The sequence below is a fragment of the Streptomyces sp. NPDC101237 genome (assembly GCF_044767465.1).
In the GTDB taxonomy this organism is placed as follows: domain Bacteria; phylum Actinomycetota; class Actinomycetes; order Streptomycetales; family Streptomycetaceae; genus Streptomyces; species Streptomyces gramineus.
Genome location: NZ_JBIWNY010000002.1, coordinates 46,119 through 64,158 on the forward strand (window position 1 = coordinate 46,119; position 18,040 = coordinate 64,158).

The following is an 18,040-nucleotide window of genomic DNA, read 5'->3' on the forward strand; positions in this document are numbered from 1 at the left end:
GACCGTCGTGGACCTTGAGAAGAACACCGCTCGGGACACCGCCCGGGACGTCCCCGTGAACGGCACCGTGGTCGTGGCCGCGGCCGACCCCGCCCCCGAACTCCCCGACGTGCCGCGCCGGATCGGCGGGTTCACCCGCTCCGGCGTGCTGTCGCTGCTCGGCGCCGCCGCCTCCGGGCTGTGCACCGCGATCCTGCTCTTCGGCGAACTCGCGCCGTTCTCCGGCGCCTTGGGCTTCTTCGTCACCGCGTACCTCTCGTTCCTCGGCATCTACGCGCTGTTGACAGGCCTCGACGAGGACGGCCAGGCGGTACGGGACCGGGTGATGACCATCGTCCTGTGGACCGCGGGCGGGCTGATGTTCCTCGCGCTCACGATGGTGGTCGGCTTCACCGCCTGGCGTGGCCGGGAGGCCCTGCCGCACGGCAACTTCTTCACCCAGGACATGCAGGCGGCCGGCCCGCTCGACCCGCTGACCCACGGCGGCATCGCGCACGCCATGCTCGGCACGCTCATCATGATCACGATCGCGCTGGCGATCACGGTCCCGCTGGGCCTGGCCTGCGCGGTGTACCTCAACCAGATCCGCGGCCGGTTCTCCCGGTTCGTCCGCACGATCGTCGAGGCGATGACCGCGCTGCCGTCGATCGTGGCCGGCCTGATGGTGTACGCGGTCTGGATCCTCGGCCTCGGCATGCAGAAGTCGGGTCTGGCGGCGGGCTTCGCGATCAGCGTGATGATGCTGCCGATCGTGATCCGCGCCTCGGACGTGGTGCTGCGGCTGGTGCCGGGCACGCTGACGGAGGCGTCCGAGGCGCTCGGCGCACCGCGCTGGCGGACGGTGTGGCACGTGGTGCTGCCGACGGCCCGCTCGGGCCTCGCCACCGCCGTCATCCTCGGCACCGCCCGCGGCATCGGCGAGACCTCGCCGGTCCTGCTGACGGCGGGCTTCACGGCCGCGCTCAACGCCGACCCGACGAGCGGCCCGATGGTCTCCCTCCCGCTCGCCGTCTTCAACTTCGTCAAGTCTCCCGAACCGACGATGATCGCCCGCGGTTTCGGCTCGGCGGCGGTCCTGATGGCCCTGGTCCTGATCCTCTTCGCCATCGCCCGGGTGATCGGCGGCCGCGGCCCCGGCCACCAGAACAAGCGCCAGGCGAAGCGGGCGGCACGGGCGTCCCGCCGGGACGCCCAGAGGTTCACGGAACCGCACACGCCGGGACCGGAGTCGTTCGAGCCCGCTCCCTCGGAAGACGCCGGTACCGAGCGCCCCGAAGGGGGCGCGGGGAACGGCGCGACCAGCCCCCACCCACCCGCACCCGACAACGAGGCCGGACACGGCCCCTCGGACGGAGACAGCCACTGATGGCCAGCCAGCTCCTCAACGCCCTGAGACGGCTGGGCGTCCTCGCCGCGCTGCTCAGCATCCTGACCCCCCTGACCGTCGTCGGCCTCACGCAGAGCGCGTCCGCCGACAGCTACACGCCCATCGCCGGCGCCGGTTCCACCTGGGCCGAGAACGCCGTCGACGAGTGGCGCCGCGCCGTCAACCAGTACGGCATGCGCATCAGCTACGCCGGTACCGGTTCCTCCGACGGCCGCCGCCAGTTCCTCTCCGGCACCGTCGACTTCGCGGTCTCCGACATCCCGTTCCAGACGAACCCCACCGACGGCAGCGCGGCCGAGCGTCCGGGCTCCGGGTCGTACGCCTACATGCCGATCGTGGCCGGCGGCACGGTGTTCATGTACCACCTCACCGTCAACGGCCGGCGGGTCACCAACCTGCGTCTCTCCGGCGACGTGGTCACCAAGATCTTCACCGGGGCCATCAAGACCTGGGACGACCCGACGATCAAGGCCGACAACCCCGGCCTCCAGCTGCCGCACCGCACCATCGTCCCGGTGGTCCGCTCGGACGGCTCCGGCTCCACCGCCCAGTTCACGATGTGGATGGCGAACCAGCACAAGGCGCTGTGGAACGCGTACTGCGCGAAGGTCGGCCGGTCCGGCTCCTGCGGGCAGACCTCGTACTACCCCACCGTCTCCGGCATGATCGCCCAGTCCGGTGACCTCGGCGTCGCCGGTTACGTCGCCCAGAACTACGGCGAGGGCGCGATCGGGTACGTCAACTACTCCTACGCGCTCAACGCGCACTACCCGGTTGCCAAGGTCCTGAACCACGCGGGCTACTACACCGAGCCGACCCCTTCCAATGTCGCCGTCTCGCTCCTCAAGGCGAAGATCAACACCAACAAGAGCTCCGCGGACTACCTCACCCAGCAGCTCGACGGCGTCTACAACGACACCGACAAGCGCAACTACCCGCTGTCCAGCTACTCGTACATGATCCTGCCGCTGAAGGTGCAGGGCACCTTCACCGAGGAGAAGGGCAAGACGCTCGGCGCCTTCTCCTACTACTTCATGTGCCAGGGACAGCAACAGGCGCCCAAGCTCGGCTACTCGCCACTCCCGATCAACCTGGTCCAGGCCGGGTTCGACCAGATCCGCCGGATTCCCGGTGTGAAGGCGCAGAACATCGACATCAAGAACTGCAACAACCCGACCTTCACGGCCGGCGGCCAGAACCGGCTCGCCCAGACCGCGCCCTACCCGGCCTCCTGCGACAGGAAGGGCGCCGCGCCCTGCACCACGGGCACCGGCGGCACCAAGTCCAACTCCTCCAGCGGCGGCTCCTCCAGCGGCGGTTCCACCACCTCCGGCGGCGCGACCGGTACCGGCTCCGGCGGCGGCGGCTCCGCGGGGGGCAGCAGCGCCACGCCCTCCGTCGACCCCGACACCGGCCAGACCCTCTCCCCGGACGGCACCGGCTCCGGCGGCACCTCCTCGGCCGGCGGGACGACCGCCGGCGGCACCGTCGCTCTGGCCCAGCCGGTCGCGGTGGCCACCGGGCACGGCTGGACCGCCACCCAGACGCTGATGCTGCTCGCCGCGGTCCTGGTCTTCGGCCTGCTCCTGCTGCCCTCGCTGGTGTCGCGCCTGGTCGGCACCAGGAGCAACGGCAGCTCCGAGGACGGGAGTTCGCGATGAGACGCACGCGGATGGGCAACGCGCTGGTACGACTCCTCGCCGGCGCCACGGTCGGTGCCCTCGCGGGACTGGCGATCGCCCAGACCGCACCCACCGCCACCGCGTCCACCGGCTCGGCCGTGACCGTCGACGGGCGCGGCGAGTTCAAGGACATGAAGTTCACGGTCAGCCAGACCAAGAACCTCACCAGCCAGGCCGTCACGGTGAGCTGGACCGGCGGTACGCCGACCAGCTTCGCGGGCACGCAGTTCAACACGGACTTCGTGCAGATCATGCAGTGCTGGGGCGACGACGACGGGACGGTCCCGTCGAATCCTGGTCCGTCGCGGACGCAGTGCCAGTACGGCGCCTCGCCGACCACGGGGCGCGGCAGCTGGCCCGGCAACGACTACGACGACACCCGCCGGGTGTTCTACAGCGCCGATCCCACCAACTACGGGCAGGACGACCGGTTCGGCTCGGGCAATCCCAACGCCCCCGGCGAGGTCCCCTTCAAGCCGGTCAGCGGCGACACCGTCACCAACAACACCCAGAACAACCCCTACTTCAACTACAACACCACCAACGAGGTCGACTTCGCTCGCACCAGCGCCGCCGGCACCGGGCAGGAGTTCTTCGAGGTCCAGACCGCCAACGAGGCGCCGCATCTGGGCTGTGGACTGCCCGTGACGACCAACGGCGTCACCAAACCGCGCAGCTGCTGGCTGGTGATCGTCCCGCAGGGCCACCTCGACCTCGACGGCAAGCCGTACGCCGACCAGAGCCAGGTCAACGCCGGCTCCCCGGTCTCCTCCACCAACTGGAAGAATCGGATCGCCGTCAAACTGGACTTCAACAGCGTGGGCACCAACTGCGCCCTGGGCTCCGAGGAGCGTCCCACCGCCGGCAGCGAACTCGCCGCCGACGCCATGACCAGCTGGCAGGGTGCGATGTGCCCGGCGGGCAAGGTCTACGGCTACACGGAGATGGGCGAACCCGACGCCCGCACCCGGCTCGGCACCGACGGTTCCTTCGGCCTCGCCTTCACCACCCGCAAGCTCGGCGCCGACCTGGGCGCGACACCGCCCTCGGGTACGACGTCGTACGCGCCGGTCGCGCTCTCCGGAACCGTGATCGCCTTCACGATCGAGCGGAGACCCAGGTCCGACGCTCCGGAGTCGGAGAAGAGACTCGCCGGGACCAAGGTCGAGTCGATCGACATCACTCCGCGGCTGGCCGCCAAGCTGCTCACCGAGTCGTACCGCAACTCGACCTGGCAGGCGGTGATCAACGGCACCGCCGCCAAGGGGTACGGCTGGGCGAAGAACAACCCGGCCGGTCTCGCCACCGACCCCGAGTTCATCTCGCTCAACCCGGAGTTCGCCGATCTCTCGGTCGCCGAGACCCCCGCCACCGACACCGACCTGCTCACCTCGCTGGGCCACTCCGACTCGGCCCGCGCGCTGTGGCAGTGGATCCTGTCCGACAAGGACGCCCGGCAGTTCCTCGCGGGTGTCCCGGACGACTGGGGCATGCGGGTCAACCCGTACTACGCCACCAACACGGACCTGAACCCCACCGGCACGGCCTTCGACCCGTCCCACACGGACGACTACCCGAAGAGCGACCCCTGGTGCACTGTCCCGTCGGGCAGCGGTGCCACCCAGAAGCAGTGCATGATCGACTTCCATCCGTACGTGGACGACATGCACGCCGGCGCTCTGCACACGCGGCGCGCCGACGGCCTCTGGAAGTCGACCTGGGACCCGCTGGCCGTGCCGCCCGCGTACAAGAGCCCCGGCCCGCAGACCGTGGGCTCCCGGTTCCTCATCACCGTCACCGACGCGGCGTCCGCCACCCGGTACGGCCTGCAGACCGCCCGCCTGCGCAACGCGGCGGGAGCGTTCGCGGGGCCGACGCAGAGCGCCCTGACGTCCGCCGCCGCGAGCGCCTCCGGCAAGGACCTGGCCGAGATCACCCCGACCGGGGCGACGGCCAAGACCGCCTACCCGCTGGCCCAGCTGGTCTACGCGGCGGTCCGCCCCGGCAAGGTGAGCAAGGCCGCCCGCCAGGACTACGCCTACCTGCTCAAGTACGCGGCGGGCAACGGCCAGATCACCGGTGCCGACCCGGGCCGGCTGCCCGCCGGCTACGCCCCGCTGCCGAAGAAGCTGCGCGGCCTGACCGAGAAGGCGGCCGACGCCCTGATCCGCTACACCGGCCCGAGCCCCGCCGACAGCGGTGGTCCGGCCGACGGCGGCGGCACCGACACCTCGGGCGGTGACCCCTCCGGCACCGCCGGGGTCGACGGCGGCACGTCCGGCGGCGCCGGCACGGGTGTACCGGCCGCCGGTTCCTCGGCCACACCGGGCCCCAAGGCGTCGTTCGACGGCGGCGAGGCGCTGCAGACCACCGCGGCCGGCAACACGCCCGCCGACCCCGCCAACCCGCTGCGGTACGCCGTCCCGGTCGGGGCCGCGCTCGGCGCGGTCGCCGGAGCCGGCGCCCCCTTCGCGGGCGGCGGCCGGCTCAGGTTGCCACTGCGCGTCCCGCTGCCCGGCGGCCGCACGGCGACGGTCCTGCCCGACCTTCCGCAGCGACTGCGGAGGCTGCTGCGGCCCTGAGGCCGCCCCACGGACGGCCGCCCGCCCCGAAGGACAGTCGGGGCGGACGGCCCGCACCACCCTGCCAGATCCCTTTGCACCTCGCTCCTTCACACATCACGGAGACATTCGATGCGCAGAACGCGCTCCACGGCGGCCCTGGTCGCCGCCGCAGTGGTGGCCGGTGGCCTGGCTCTGGCGAGCCCGGCCTACGCCGACCCCACCCCCGCCGGCACCTTCCGCCAGCTCGTCGGCGTGGGCTCCGACACCACGCAGGACGTGATGAACGCGCTGGCCGGTGACACGGTCAACGGCAAGACCTACGCCGACAAGGCCGTGAAGTCGACCGCCGGCGCCGGCCTCGCCTCCTACGACGCGATCGGCTCCGCCACCATCCAGACCCGCTCCGGCGGCCCGTCCTTCAACCGGCCCAACGGCTCGGGCCCGGGTCGTACGGCGCTCAGCGACTCGCTGACCGGTGACAAGTTCAACGACACCACCGTGTCGGGTCAGGTGGACTTCGCCCGCTCCTCCGGCGGCCCGAGCAACCTGGTGGGCAACGCCCTGACCTACATCCCGTTCGCGCGGGACGCGGTCGGCGTCGCGGTCCGTGGCACCGGCCTGGACTCGCTGACCAAGGACCAGCTGTTCGACATCTACAAGGCGGGCGGCACGCGCACGCTGGGCGGCCAGACCCTGCACCCGGTTCTGCCGCAGAGCGGTTCCGGCACCCGCAAGTTCTTCCTCGCCGCGATCGGCCTGACCGAGGGCACGGTCGACACCACCCTGCCGACCGTCCAGGAGAACCAGGCCGACGCGGCCCTCACCCAGGACGGCGCCCTCGTCCCGTTCTCGGTGGGCAGCTGGATCGCGCAGAACAACCACATCGCCCCCGACTACAGCTCCGACGCGGTCGCCGCGGGTGCGCACCTGGCGAGCGTCCAGCTGCCGGGCGACACCGGCGGCGTCACCAGCCCGGTGACCACGGTGGACGGCCGGCTCGCCCCGGTCCCCCACTACTACGAGAACGCCACCTTCGGCCGTGACGTCTACAACGTCGTGCCGAGCCGGGCGATCGACCCGACCAGCATCTTCTTCGACAAGGACGTCTACGACGTCTTCGTCACCAGCGGCGACCACGAGGCCGCCATGGCCTCGGACGCCGCCGAGGGCGTCATCGCGGACTTCGGCTTCCTGAACGAGTCCTACAACGGCTCGATCAACCTGGCCAAGCACGCCAAGGTCGGCGGCCTGGAGTCGACCACGACGGGCAGCGCCCCCGCCAAGCCCACCCTGAAGGCCACGGTCGGCGACGCGAGCGTCAAGTTCAGCTGGACGCCCAGCACCATCAACCCGGCCCTGCCGGTGACGGACTACCGGGTCACCCTGAAGGACGCGGACGGCGTCGTCGTCGGCACGAAGGACCTGGCGAAGTCCTCGACGTCCTACACCTTCCCCAACCTCCCCACCGGCACCTACAGCGCCACCGTCACGGCCAACAACCTGGTCGGCACCGGTGAAGAGGCCAGCTGGACCGGCGCGGTCAAGTACGCCAGCGCCACCAAGGCCACCACCGCCACCACCGCCTACGGCAAGACCCCGAAGGTCTCCGTCGCGGTCACCGGCACGCACGGCGTCAAGCCGACCGGCAAGGTCACCGTCAAGGACGGCACCACGGTCGTCGGCACCGGCACCCTGGACTCGTCCGGCAAGGTCTCCATCGGCCTGTCGAACCACCTCAAGGTCGCCACGCACGCGCTGTCGGTGTCCTACCCGGGCACCTCCCGGCTCGGCGCGTCCTCCGCGCTGGTCTCCCTGAAGATCACGAAGGCGTCGGCGGCGGTCTCGGCCTCGCACCCGACCTCGGTGAGCCACACCGCCAAGGGCAAGGTCACCGTCAAGGTCACCGCGACCGGCACCACCCCGGGCGGCACCGTCCGCGTCTACCAGGGCTCCACGGTCATCGCGACCGGCACCCTGAGCGGCGGCCACGTCACCATCACGCTGCCGAAGCTGTCCAAGGGCAAGCACACCCTGCACGCGTTCTACGTCGGCTCCTCGACCGTGAACGCGAAGACCGGCAGCAACTTCAGCATCACCTCCAAGTAACCCCTGACGGGCCCGCCGGGAGCCTCCGCGCTCCCGGCGGCCCCGCACGCGTCTTGTGAAGGAGGCGGGCCCCGTGACCGTCGCCGTACCGACACCGAAAGCTGTGGCCGCGGCCGTGCCGCGCAGGCCCGTCCGCGGTGTCACCTTCGTCCGCCACCTCTCGCGCGGCGGACTGCTCAGCCTCGCCGCGCTGCTGCTCGGCATCACCGCGCAGCTGCTGGTGGTCAGCGGAGCCCAGCAACACGCGGCCCAGCACGCCGACTTCGACCAGCTGCGCGAGCAACTCGCGCTCGGCACCGCACCGGTGGCCCAGACCGGCCAGGACGGCAAGCTGCTGGCGCCGGGCACCCCGCTCGCGCTCGTCAGGATCCCGAAGCTCGGCCTGAGCCAGGTCGTCCTGGAGGGCACCGACTCCTCCGTGCTCACCGACGGGCCCGGACACCGCCGGGACACGCCGATGCCCGGCCAGGCCGGCACCAGCGTGGTGATGGGCCGGGCGGCCGCGTACGGCGGCCCGTTCGGCAGGCTCGCCGAGCTGACCAGCGGCGACACCTTCACCGTGATCACCGGCCAGGGCAAGGCGGACTACCAGGTCATCGACGTGCGACGGGCCGGCGACCCGGCGCCGACCGCGCTGGCCGCCGGCCGGGGCCGCCTCGTGCTGATCACGGCCACGGGCCCGCGGTTCGCGCCCTCGGGGATCCTGCGGGTCGACGCCGACCTGGTCTCCAAGGCCTTCCAGACCCCCCCGGCGGTGATCCGCGCCGGCACCCTGCCGGCCTCCGAGGAACCCCTCGCGCGCCCCTCCGGGGTGCCGTGGCCGCTGGTGATGTGGCTGCAGGCGCTGCTGCTCACCGCCGTGGCCGCCGTCTGGGCCTGGCACCGCTGGGGCCGCCACCAGACGTGGATCGCCTTCGCCCCGGTCGTCGCGGTGCTCGGCCTCCAGGTCGCGACGCGATCCACCGAACTGCTGCCGAATCTGCTGTGAACCAGGTGAATGAGATGACCGAGACCGCCACCACCCCCGTCGGGACGACCGACACCGTCGTGCTCCCCGCCGCCGTCCCGGCGGCCGACGGCCCCGCCCCCGCCACCCTCGAAGCCCGTGCCGTCTCCGCCTGGTTCGGCTCGCACCAGGTGCTCGGCCGGGTGTCGCTGACCATGCCCGCCGGTGAGGTCACCGCGCTCATCGGGCCGTCCGGCTGCGGCAAGTCCACGTTCCTGCGCACCCTCAACCGGATGCACGAGATGATCCCGTCGGCGCAGTTCGGCGGCGAGGTGCTCTTCGAGGGCGAGGACATCTACGACCCGTCGTGGCGGCTGACCGACGCGCGCCGCCGGATCGGCATGGTCTTCCAGAAGCCGAACCCGTTCCCGGCGATGTCGATCTACGACAACGTGGTGGCGGGCCTGAAGCTGACCGGCACCAGGGCGGGCCGCCGCGAGAAGGACGAGCTGGTCGAGGAGTCCCTGACCCGCGCGGGCCTGTGGAAGGAGGTCCGCGACCGGCTCCGGCAGCCCGGCGGCGCGCTCTCCGGCGGCCAGCAGCAGCGCCTGTGCATCGCGCGGGCCCTCGCGGTCCGCCCCCGGGTGCTGCTGATGGACGAGCCGTGCTCGGCCCTGGACCCGACCTCCACCCGGCGCGTGGAGGAGACCATCCAGGACCTGGCCGGCCAGGTCACGATCGTGATCGTCACCCACAACATGCAGCAGGCGGCGCGCGTCTCCCAGCAGTGCGCCTTCTTCCTCGCGGAGCAGGGCACCCCGGGCGGCATCGTCGAGCACGGCGCCACGGACGCGGTCTTCAACTCCCCGCAGGACCAGCGCACCGCCGACTACGTGGCGGGCCGGTTCGGCTGAGCCGCGCCGCGAGCGGGACGGTCCGCCGCCGGGTTCCGCACCGGGACCCGGCGGCGAGTCGTTGGGGGCGCGGAGTGTGAAGCCGTCCGGCGCCGTCAGCCCGCGTACGCCGGGCCGTCACCCGTGCGGAACACGAGGCGGGGACGGCTGTGACGGAGAACACCGAGGACACCGGCCCGGGGCCGCGCCGCCCCCGTGTCCGTGCCGAGGTGATGACGCTCGTCGTGAGGCCCTTCCGACCCTACGTATTGTAGGTTCCCCATCGGCCACGGCGGTTCGTCAGCTCATCGGGGGTACTCATGCAGGGCACGGACGCAACGGAGACGCGGCGCAGCCTCGCTCCCACGGTCGCGATGCTGGTGGCCAGCCTGCTGATCGCGGCGGTCGGCGTGTACGAGCTGTCCGGCTTCGGCCTGCACAGCCTCGACCGGCGCCCGCACCTGTTCAGCGACGGGCTGGCGACGGGCGGGGTGATCGTCGCGGCGGTGGCCGCGGGGGCGGCGATCGGGAACATCGCCTGGGTGCTGGCGGCCCGGCGGCGGGCCGAGCGGGAGTGTCCGTAAGAGGCTCCCGCGCCTTTCACACCGTATTCCGCACCACGGCGGGTCGCCCTGTCGTCTCCCGCCGTTACCCTACGGACCGTAGGGTCAGCTCCCTCCGCCATCGTCCCGTCCCCGTCCCCAAGGTGACCCGGCCACCATGTCCGCACAGCAGTCGACCCTGAACCTCCCGCGCCCGTCCGCCGACCGGCGCGCCCCCGACACCACGCCCGGTGCCGCGCTGCGCAGACGGGCCGCCGACGCCACCGTCTGGTACCTGCGCCTGATCGCCGTCCTGAACATAGCGGCGGTGCTGTCCCTGCCGTTCAGGCAGGAGGTCGACGAGCACAACAACGGCCGTCTCACCCTGCACCTCCACCGGCAGCACGCCCACCACTCCGGCCAGTTCTTCACCCCGTACCTGGCCACCGCCGGCCTGGTCTCGGCCGCCCTCGCGATCTTCTTCGTGCTGGTGATGCGCCGCCGCAAGCGGGCCGCGTGGGTGGTCAACGTCGTACTGTCCGCGCCGCTCTTCGTCCTCTACGTCCTCGCGCTGACCCAGCACGAGTACCGCGCCCACGCCTTCAACTGGGTCTCCGCCGCCCTCACCGGCCTCTTCGTGGCCGCGCTGCTGATCAGCCGCCGGGAGTTCGACGCGATCGGCGATCCGTCGAACCCGCGGCTCGCGCTGGCGGTGGGCGTGGGCGGCGTGGCCGTCACCGGCGTCCTCGGCACGCTCCTGGTGCACGTCACGAACACCTCCCGCGGCGCCACCCTCCCCGACGAGATCGCCTACACGCTGCTGCGCGGCATCAGCGTCGGGCCGCTCGCCGACCGGGTCACCGCGGTGCACGCCTCGCGCTGGACCGACATCGTCATCAACGTCCTGCTCGCCGCCGCCTTCTGCCTGGTCCTGTACGCCGGCTTCCGTTCCCCGCGCGGCCGCCGCCTGCTCGGCGCCGAGGACGAGGAGAAGCTCAGGGGCCTGCTGGACCGGCACGGCGCCCGCGACTCCCTCGGGTACTTCGCCCTGCGCCGCGACAAGGCGGCGATCTTCTCGCCCACCGGCAAGGCGGCGATCACCTACCGCGTCGTCGGCGGCGTCAGCCTGGCCTCCGGCGACCCGATCGGCGACCCGGAGGCGTGGCCCGGCGCGATCGACGCGTGGCTGACGGAGGCACGGCAGCACGCCTGGACGCCCGCCGTCATGGGCGCGAGCGAGGAGGCGGGCACCATCTACGCCCGCCACGGCCTGGACGCCCTGGAACTCGGCGACGAGGCGATCGTCGACATCGCCGACTTCACCCTGGAGGGCCGCGCGATGCGGGTGGTCCGCCAGGCCCACAACCGGGTCCGCCGCGCCGGCTACACGGTCCGGGTCCGCCGCCACGAGGACATCCCGCCCGACGAGATGTCCCTGCTGACCGACCGGGCGGACCACTGGCGGGACGGCACCACGGAACGCGGCTTCTCGATGGCGCTCGGCCGCCTCGGCGACCCGGCCGACGGCCGCTGCGTGATGCTGGAGTGCCGGGACGCCGACGACGTGCCCCGCGCCCTGCTCAGCTTCGTCCCCTGGGGCGAGCACGGCCTCTCCCTGGACCTGATGCGCCGCGACCGCGACGCGGAGAACGGCCTGATGGAGTTCATGGTCGTGGAACTCCTCCTGCGGGCTCCCGACCTGAAGGTGGACCGGGTCTCCCTCAACTTCGCGATGTTCCGCTCGGTCTTCGAACGCGGTTCCCGCCTCGGCGCCGGCCCGGTGCTGCGCCTGTGGCACGCGACCCTCACGTTCTTCTCCCGCTGGTGGCAGATCGAGTCCCTGTACCGGGCGAACGCCAAGTACCGCCCGATATGGGAGCCGCGCTACCTGCTCTTCGCCCGCAGCAGCGACATCCCGAGGATCGGCCTGGCCAGCGCCCGCGCGGAGGGCTTCCTCACGGTTCCCTGGGGGGCGTGAGCCTCCCGGGGCGGCCCGCAGCGGCCGCCCCGGGCCGGGTGCCGCCGCCGGTACGGGGAGCCCGGTGCGAGGGCCGGGCGCGTCGGGTATAGCGTCGCGCAGTGGGTCGGACCTGACCCGTTTCGTCCTGGACCCGAGCGCGGCAGGACCGAAGGACCCGAGGAGGGCGAGCGGGATGGCCGAACCGACCGTGGGCGGGCTGCTGACGGCGTGGCAGCCGGACGTCCCCGCGCTGCTGCTGGTCGTGCTGCTGGGCGGCCTGTACGGCTGGGGTGTGCTGCGGGTGCGCGCCGCGGGCGGATCCTGGTCGCCGGTGCGCACCGCCGCCTTCGCCGTCGTCGGGCTCGGCGCGCTCGTGGTGGCGACGATGTCGGCGCTCGCCGTCTACGACCACGTGCTGTTCTGGCCGGCCGCCGTCCAGAACGTGCTGCTCGACCTCGTCGCGCCGCTGGGCCTGGCGCTCGGCGACCCGCTGCGTCTCGCCGCGCGGGCGCTCCCCGGGCCCGCGGCGGCACGGCTGCGCCGCGCCACGACCGGCCGGGTGCTGCGCCTGCTGACCTTCCCGCTGGTCAGTACGGCGCTGGTGCTCGCCACCGAGCTGACGGTCTACTTCACGCCCTACTTCGCCACCGCGCTGCGGGTGGGCTGGCTGCACGAGCTGATGTACCTGCACCTGCTGGCCGCGGGCTGCCTGTTCGTCGTCCCCGTGCTGGCCGGGGAGGAGACCCTGCCCGCCTGGTGCACCCACCCGGTCCGGGCCGCGCTGGTCTTCCTGGACGGCGTGATCGACGCGATCCCGGGCGTGGTCGTCATGACGCACGGCACGCTGATCGCCGGCGCCTGGTACCTGCACCACCATCCGTCCTGGTCCCCGGACGTCCGCCAGGACCAGCAGATCGGCGGCGGCGCCATGCTGAGCATCGCCGAGCTGGTCGCGCTGCCGTTCCTGCTGCTGATCCTGTTCCAGTGGGCGCGGGCGGAGCGGGTGCAGACGGCGGCGCTGGACCGGCGGTTGGACCGGCAGCAGGCCGCCGCGGTCGCCGCCTCCGTCCCGGCGGCCGGGTCCGCCCCGTCCGTCCCGTCCGCGGGGTCCGCCGGGTCCGCCGAGCGGGTCCGCCCCTGGTGGGAGACGGAGACGAACGAGGTGGCCGCCAGGATCCGCCGCCAGCACGGCGAGGAGTGACCGGGCCGCGGGAGTGACATCTCCGACACCCGGGACCGCAACCCGTACGGACGAAATCACGTCCAACTGACGTGGCTCACTTGCTCGATGGCATAGACGGCACATACGGGACGGACGGATCGGGCGGGACGGACGGAACGGTCGGAACGGTCGGGACGGACGGAACGGACCGGGGCCGCGGCACCGGCGGCCGGACGCGGCCCGGGGACCGGCGGATCACCGGCCCGGTTCCCGTCCGCCCCGTCTCCGGTGTGCGGGAGCGCCTCGTCCCGCCGTTCCCGGAACCGTCCCCGCGCCTGTGGACGTTCCTCGGCCTCGCGCCCGCCCCGGCGTACCGCCTCGCGAGGGCCATGGCGTGGCTGGGACCGCTGCTGGTCGCCGTGCTCGCGGGCGCGATCCGCTTCTGGCGGCTCGGGAGCCCGCGGCAGATCGTCTTCGACGAGACCTATTACGCCAAGGACGCCTGGTCGATGCTGCGTCTCGGCTACGAGGGCACCTGGCCGGACCGGAAGATCGCCGACCCGCGGATCCTCGCCCATCCGCAGGTCGTCCCGCTCTCCGACGGAGGGTCGTTCGTCGCGCACCCGCCGACCGGCAAGTGGGTGATCGCCCTGGGGGAGGGGCTGTTCGGCCTCACCCCGTTCGGCTGGCGGTTCATGACCGCGCTGCTCGGCACGGTGTCGGTCCTGATGCTGTGCCGGATCGGCCGCCGCCTGTTCCGTTCCACCTTCCTGGGCTGCCTGGCCGGCGCGCTGCTGGCGGTGGACGGCCTGCACGTCGTGATGAGCCGGACCGCGCTGCTGGACCTCGTGGTGATGTTCTTCGTGCTGGCCGCCTTCGGCTGCCTGCTGGTCGACCGGGACCGGGCGCGGGCCCGGCTCGCGGCGGCGCTGCCGGCCGGCGCGGACGGCCGGATCCGCCCGGACGGCGACACCGGCGACCGCACGGGAACGGGCGCGCGGCCCTGGCGGCTCGCGGCCGGCCTCCTCCTCGGCCTGGCGGCCTCCACCAAGTGGAACGGCCTCTACTTCCTGGCCTTCTTCATGGTCCTGACCCTGCTCTGGGACGTCGGCGCGCGCCGGGTCGCCGGGGCCCGGCGACCCTACCGAGCGGTGCTGCGCAGGGACCTCGTGCCCTCCGCGCTCTCCCTCGCGCCGGTCGCCGTCGGCACCTATCTGGCGACCTGGACCGGCTGGTTCCTGTCCGACGACGGCTGGGGGCGCCACTGGGCGGACGGCCGCGGCGGCACCTGGTCATGGATCCCGGCCCCGCTGCGCAGCCTGTGGCACTACGAGTACCTGGTCTACCAGTTCAATGTGGGCCTGCACACGCCGCACAAGTACCAGTCGAACCCGTGGAGTTGGCTGGTGCAGGGCCGGCCGGTGCTGTTCTCCTACACCTCGCCGCAACCCGGCGAGGAGGGCTGCCACACGGCCGCCCCCTGCACCCGGACGGTGCTCGCGCTCGGCACCCCGCTTTTGTGGTGGGCCGCCTGCGCCGCCCTGGTCTACCTCCTCCACCGCTGGGCGCTGCGCCGCGACTGGCGGGCCGGCGCCGTGCTGTGCGCGGTCGGCGCCGGCTATCTGCCGTGGTTCCTCTACCAGGACCGCACGATCTTCTCGTTCTACGCGGTCGCCTTCGTGCCCTACCTGTGCCTGGCCGTGGCGATGATGATCGGGGCCGTGCTGGGGCCGCCGGGCGCGACGGAGCGCAGGCGCCTGACCGGCGCGGTGGCCGCGGGCGCCCTCGTCCTGCTCATCGCCTGGAACTTCGTCTACTTCTTCCCGATCTACACCGGGCAGACCATCCCGTACGCCGGCTGGCAGGCGCGGATGTGGCTCGACACCTGGATCTGAGGGCGGCCGTTCACTCCGCCCCGTCCGGCGCCGGAGCCTCCCGGCGCACCACCCGGTGCCGCAGGTAGACGACCCCGGAACTGACCGGGCGGCTCTCGACGAGTTCCAGGTCCACCCGGCGCTCCTCCCTGGGGAAGAACGGAACGCCGCCGCCGACCAGCACCGGGTAGACCATGGCCCGGTACTCGTCGATCAGGCCCGACGCGGCCGCCTCGGCGGCGAGGGTGGCGCCGCCGATCGCGATCTCGCCCGTCCCCGGCTCGGCCCGCAGCCGCGCGATCTCCTCCGCCACGCCGCCGTGGACCAGCCGGGCGTTGCCCCGGACCTCCGAGAGCGTGGTGGAGAACACCACCTTGGGCAGCGGGTTCCACAGCGCCGTCCACTCGCGGTCCGCGTCGCTGAAGGCGGGCTCCTGGTCGGCGGTCTCCCAGTACAGCATCGTCTCGTACAGCCGCCGTCCCATCAGATGGACGCCGACCCCCCGGATCTCCTCGATCCAGAAGCGGAAGAGCTCCGGGTCGGGGGCCGACCAGTCGAAGCCCCCGTCCGGCCCGACGATGTAGCCGTCGAGCGACATGCTCATCGAATAGGTCACCTTGCGCATCGAAACCCTCCAGAGTGGTCAAGTCGCCCACTGTCCATGGCAGATGAGATGACGAGTACGATCACCGCGAACTCGCTCTGTACTTCTCACCGGCGCGATGGAGTTGCCATGACGTCCAATCCTCAGCCGTCTCCGTCGATCGACACCAGCAGGGCGCACCCTGCGCGGGTCTACGACTGGCTGCTCGGCGGCAAGGACAACTACCCCGTCGACGAGGCGGTCGGCGAGAGGCTGCCGCCCGAGGCCAGGGACGCCGCCCGGCAGAACCGCCAGTTCATGCACCGCGCCGCCGCGTGGCTCGCCACCCAGGGCATCGACCAGTTCCTGGACATAGGCACCGGCATTCCCACCGAGCCGAACCTCCACCAGATCGTGCAGGAGGTCGTGCCGTCGGCCAAGGTCGTCTACACCGACAACGACCCGATCGTCCTGCGGCACGCGGAGGCGCTGCTGATCAGCCGGCCCGAGGGCGCGACCGACTACATCCAGGCGGACGTCCGCGACCCGGAGGCGATCGTCCGGCACGCCCGGCACATCCTGGACTTCGACCGCCCGGTCGCGCTGTCGCTGATCGCGCTGATGCACTTCATCAGCGACGAGCAGGACGCCCACGGCATAGTCCGCGCCCTGGTCGACACGCTGCCGTCCGGCAGCCACCTGATCCTGTCGCACGCCGCGTCCGACCTCTACCCGGACCTCGTCGAGCAGGTCGTCGCCGAGTACGCGAAGGGCGGCATCAAGCTGGCCTTCCGCACCCGCCCCGAGGTGGAACGGTTCTTCGACGGCATGGACCTCGTGACGCCGGGCCTGGTCACGGCGACGGAATGGTTCGCCGCCTCGGTGGCCCCGGCCGCCGAGGGCAGCGGCATCTACGCGGGCGTGGCCCGCATCCGCTGAGCCGGACGGACCCGGCGACACACAGAGGGCGGGGTCCGAGAACCCCGCCCGCAACCCCCGAACCCCTGGCTCAGGGCCACACCAGACAGTACGGCTGGTGTCCCGCCTCGTGCAGGCGGTGCGAGAAGTCCTGCCACTCGTGCAGCGATTGGCGGCGTGAGGGCGTTGACCTGGAGTTTCGCAAGGAAATGTGCGTTGACCTGGGAAAACTCTTCTCCGTAGTTCTCACGGGTCAACGCCGTTTCCCAGGGTCATGTGCCCCGGCGGCTTCAGAACGCCATCGGCTTCGCGAGCAACAACGGCTCCTGATCCAGCCCCTCGAGGACGAGATGAGGGACGACTTCGAGGGCGATGTCCATGGCTTACTCAAGGGCGGCTGCGCTTTTGGACTTGTCGACGACCAGGGCCTCGGACCACTTTCGGGGCTGGTATCGGGCCAGCATCGAAAAGCTGTAGAGGATCAGCCACCAGGACATGAGGGGAGTCAGAGGAGTCTTGGTGGGCTCGAAAGACGGTCGTGCGAAACGGTCCGCGGTGAAGCGGTAGGCAGGAGCCCTGCTGTCGAAGAAACTGTCGACTTCAGCCTCCTCCATCGCCCGCTCGGGGGCAGGCCAACAGATGTCAACGGAAAAGCGCCCAGGGCGGATCTCCGTGAAGGCATCCTGCTCACTGCCCCAGAGACGTGCGTCGTGCAGACCTGGGTACTTCGGCAGGAATGACGCCAACCATGCCTTCCTGTCTGCCCCCGAGGGCGTCTCGTCGTTCACACGGATCGTGGCGCGCAGGTACTCGATCGGCGGCGCGGTGTCGCCGTTCCAGCTTTCCCAGTCACCTCGCAAGGCTGGTTGGCTATCTGCGAGGAACATGATCGCCGGGTCGCTCACCATCCCGTCAAGGGGCGCCTCAGTGAGTTCGGGAATCGAGTTCCACAAGGCCCCGACGCTGATCGCAGCCGCCGTCCGCTCGGATCCTGTGGCGTCGGACACCGCCTGGAACGCGCCTTCGCCGTCGGGCCTGACAGCCACGTCGGGGATGTTCTGCTCCATGTCGAGGATCTTCAAGCCGTGCTTGTCGAAGGTGAATCGCCCTGGTGCATGGGCCGCGGTCATCGCGAGGCCGGCCTGCACGAGGCCGTAGTACAGGTTGATGGGCCGTGTGGCGGCGGAGACGACTTTCGCCGCGTTCATCTGCTCCTCGAACTGCTGCAGCGCAGCGGCGAACGTCTTCCTTCTGGACGAGGACTCCTTGAGCTTGGTCTTGTCCAACAGGCTCGTACGGCGGTGCCGTAGACCCACTCGAATGGCTGTTGATCCGTCCATGGTTCGGCAACGATCTCTGAGTATGTGGACGGCTTGAGGACCTTTTTGCGTCCGCTGGATCCGTTCCCGCCTTCACGACCAGG

13 protein-coding genes are annotated in these 18,040 nt (G+C 71.6%); 11 read left to right on the forward strand and 2 right to left on the reverse strand.

Going from position 1 to position 18,040, the window contains the following annotated elements; genetic code table 11:
• The first annotated feature begins 7 nt into the window (after positions 1 to 7).
• The 10 genes from pstA (at position 8) to ACIRQ9_RS03125 (ending at position 15,137) form a co-directional block, all read left to right on the forward strand.
• Complete coding sequence (gene pstA / locus ACIRQ9_RS03080) at positions 8 to 1,366, forward strand: phosphate ABC transporter permease PstA (RefSeq protein ID WP_404166535.1); 1,359 nt, start codon at positions 8 to 10, stop codon at positions 1,364 to 1,366.
• Positions 1,366 to 3,048 (forward strand): phosphate ABC transporter substrate-binding protein PstS, encoded by a 1,683-nt coding sequence (pstS, locus tag ACIRQ9_RS03085; RefSeq protein ID WP_404166537.1) that lies wholly within the window; start codon positions 1,366 to 1,368, stop codon positions 3,046 to 3,048. Before pstA ends, pstS begins: the two co-directional genes overlap by 1 nt.
• Positions 3,045 to 5,651 carry a hypothetical protein gene (locus tag ACIRQ9_RS03090; RefSeq protein WP_404166540.1) on the forward strand — a complete coding sequence of 869 codons (2,607 nt, stop codon included), beginning with the start codon at positions 3,045 to 3,047 and terminating at the stop codon, positions 5,649 to 5,651. The genes pstS and ACIRQ9_RS03090 overlap by 4 nt, the downstream gene beginning before the upstream one ends.
• 111 nt (positions 5,652 to 5,762) lie before the next feature.
• Complete coding sequence (locus ACIRQ9_RS03095) at positions 5,763 to 7,739, forward strand: Ig-like domain repeat protein (protein ID WP_404166543.1); 1,977 nt, start codon at positions 5,763 to 5,765, stop codon at positions 7,737 to 7,739.
• 73 nt (positions 7,740 to 7,812) lie between these two features.
• Complete coding sequence (locus ACIRQ9_RS03100; RefSeq protein ID WP_404166546.1) at positions 7,813 to 8,727, forward strand: sortase; 915 nt, start codon at positions 7,813 to 7,815, stop codon at positions 8,725 to 8,727.
• 14 nt (positions 8,728 to 8,741) lie between these two features.
• The gene (gene pstB / locus ACIRQ9_RS03105) at positions 8,742 to 9,599 is read left to right on the forward strand and encodes a phosphate ABC transporter ATP-binding protein PstB (protein ID WP_404166549.1); all 858 of its coding nucleotides are present in this window, start codon (positions 8,742 to 8,744) and stop codon (positions 9,597 to 9,599) included.
• Between the two features lie 299 nt (positions 9,600 to 9,898).
• Positions 9,899 to 10,162, forward strand: coding sequence for a hypothetical protein (locus tag ACIRQ9_RS03110; protein WP_351327979.1), 264 nt, complete (start codon positions 9,899 to 9,901; stop codon positions 10,160 to 10,162).
• 136 nt (positions 10,163 to 10,298) lie between these two features.
• Complete coding sequence (locus tag ACIRQ9_RS03115; RefSeq protein WP_404166552.1) at positions 10,299 to 12,098, forward strand: phosphatidylglycerol lysyltransferase domain-containing protein; 1,800 nt, start codon at positions 10,299 to 10,301, stop codon at positions 12,096 to 12,098.
• A 175-nt stretch (positions 12,099 to 12,273) separates the two neighbouring features.
• Entirely contained in the window at positions 12,274 to 13,281 is a 1,008-nt protein-coding gene (locus tag ACIRQ9_RS03120; protein WP_404166555.1) for a cytochrome c oxidase assembly protein, read from the forward strand.
• A 350-nt stretch (positions 13,282 to 13,631) separates the two neighbouring features.
• A complete protein-coding gene (locus ACIRQ9_RS03125) occupies positions 13,632 to 15,137 on the forward strand; it encodes a dolichyl-phosphate-mannose--protein mannosyltransferase (protein ID WP_404167500.1) in 1,506 nt (501 codons plus the stop codon).
• Positions 15,138 to 15,147: 10 nt separating this feature from the next.
• On the opposite strand, the gene ACIRQ9_RS03130 is transcribed toward ACIRQ9_RS03125, so the two are convergent.
• Complete coding sequence (locus tag ACIRQ9_RS03130; RefSeq protein ID WP_404166558.1) at positions 15,148 to 15,741, reverse strand: dihydrofolate reductase family protein; 594 nt, start codon at positions 15,739 to 15,741, stop codon at positions 15,148 to 15,150.
• Positions 15,742 to 15,849: 108 nt separating this feature from the next.
• On the opposite strand from ACIRQ9_RS03130, the gene ACIRQ9_RS03135 reads away from it, so the two are divergent.
• On the forward strand, positions 15,850 to 16,638 hold the full coding sequence (locus tag ACIRQ9_RS03135; RefSeq protein WP_404166561.1) for an SAM-dependent methyltransferase: 789 nt from the start codon (positions 15,850 to 15,852) through the stop codon (positions 16,636 to 16,638).
• 362 nt (positions 16,639 to 17,000) lie between these two features.
• Here ACIRQ9_RS03135 and ACIRQ9_RS03140 read toward each other — a convergent pair whose 3' ends face one another.
• Positions 17,001 to 17,903, reverse strand: coding sequence for a YaaC family protein (locus tag ACIRQ9_RS03140; protein ID WP_404166564.1), 903 nt, complete (start codon positions 17,901 to 17,903; stop codon positions 17,001 to 17,003).
• Positions 17,904 to 18,040 lie beyond the last annotated feature (137 nt).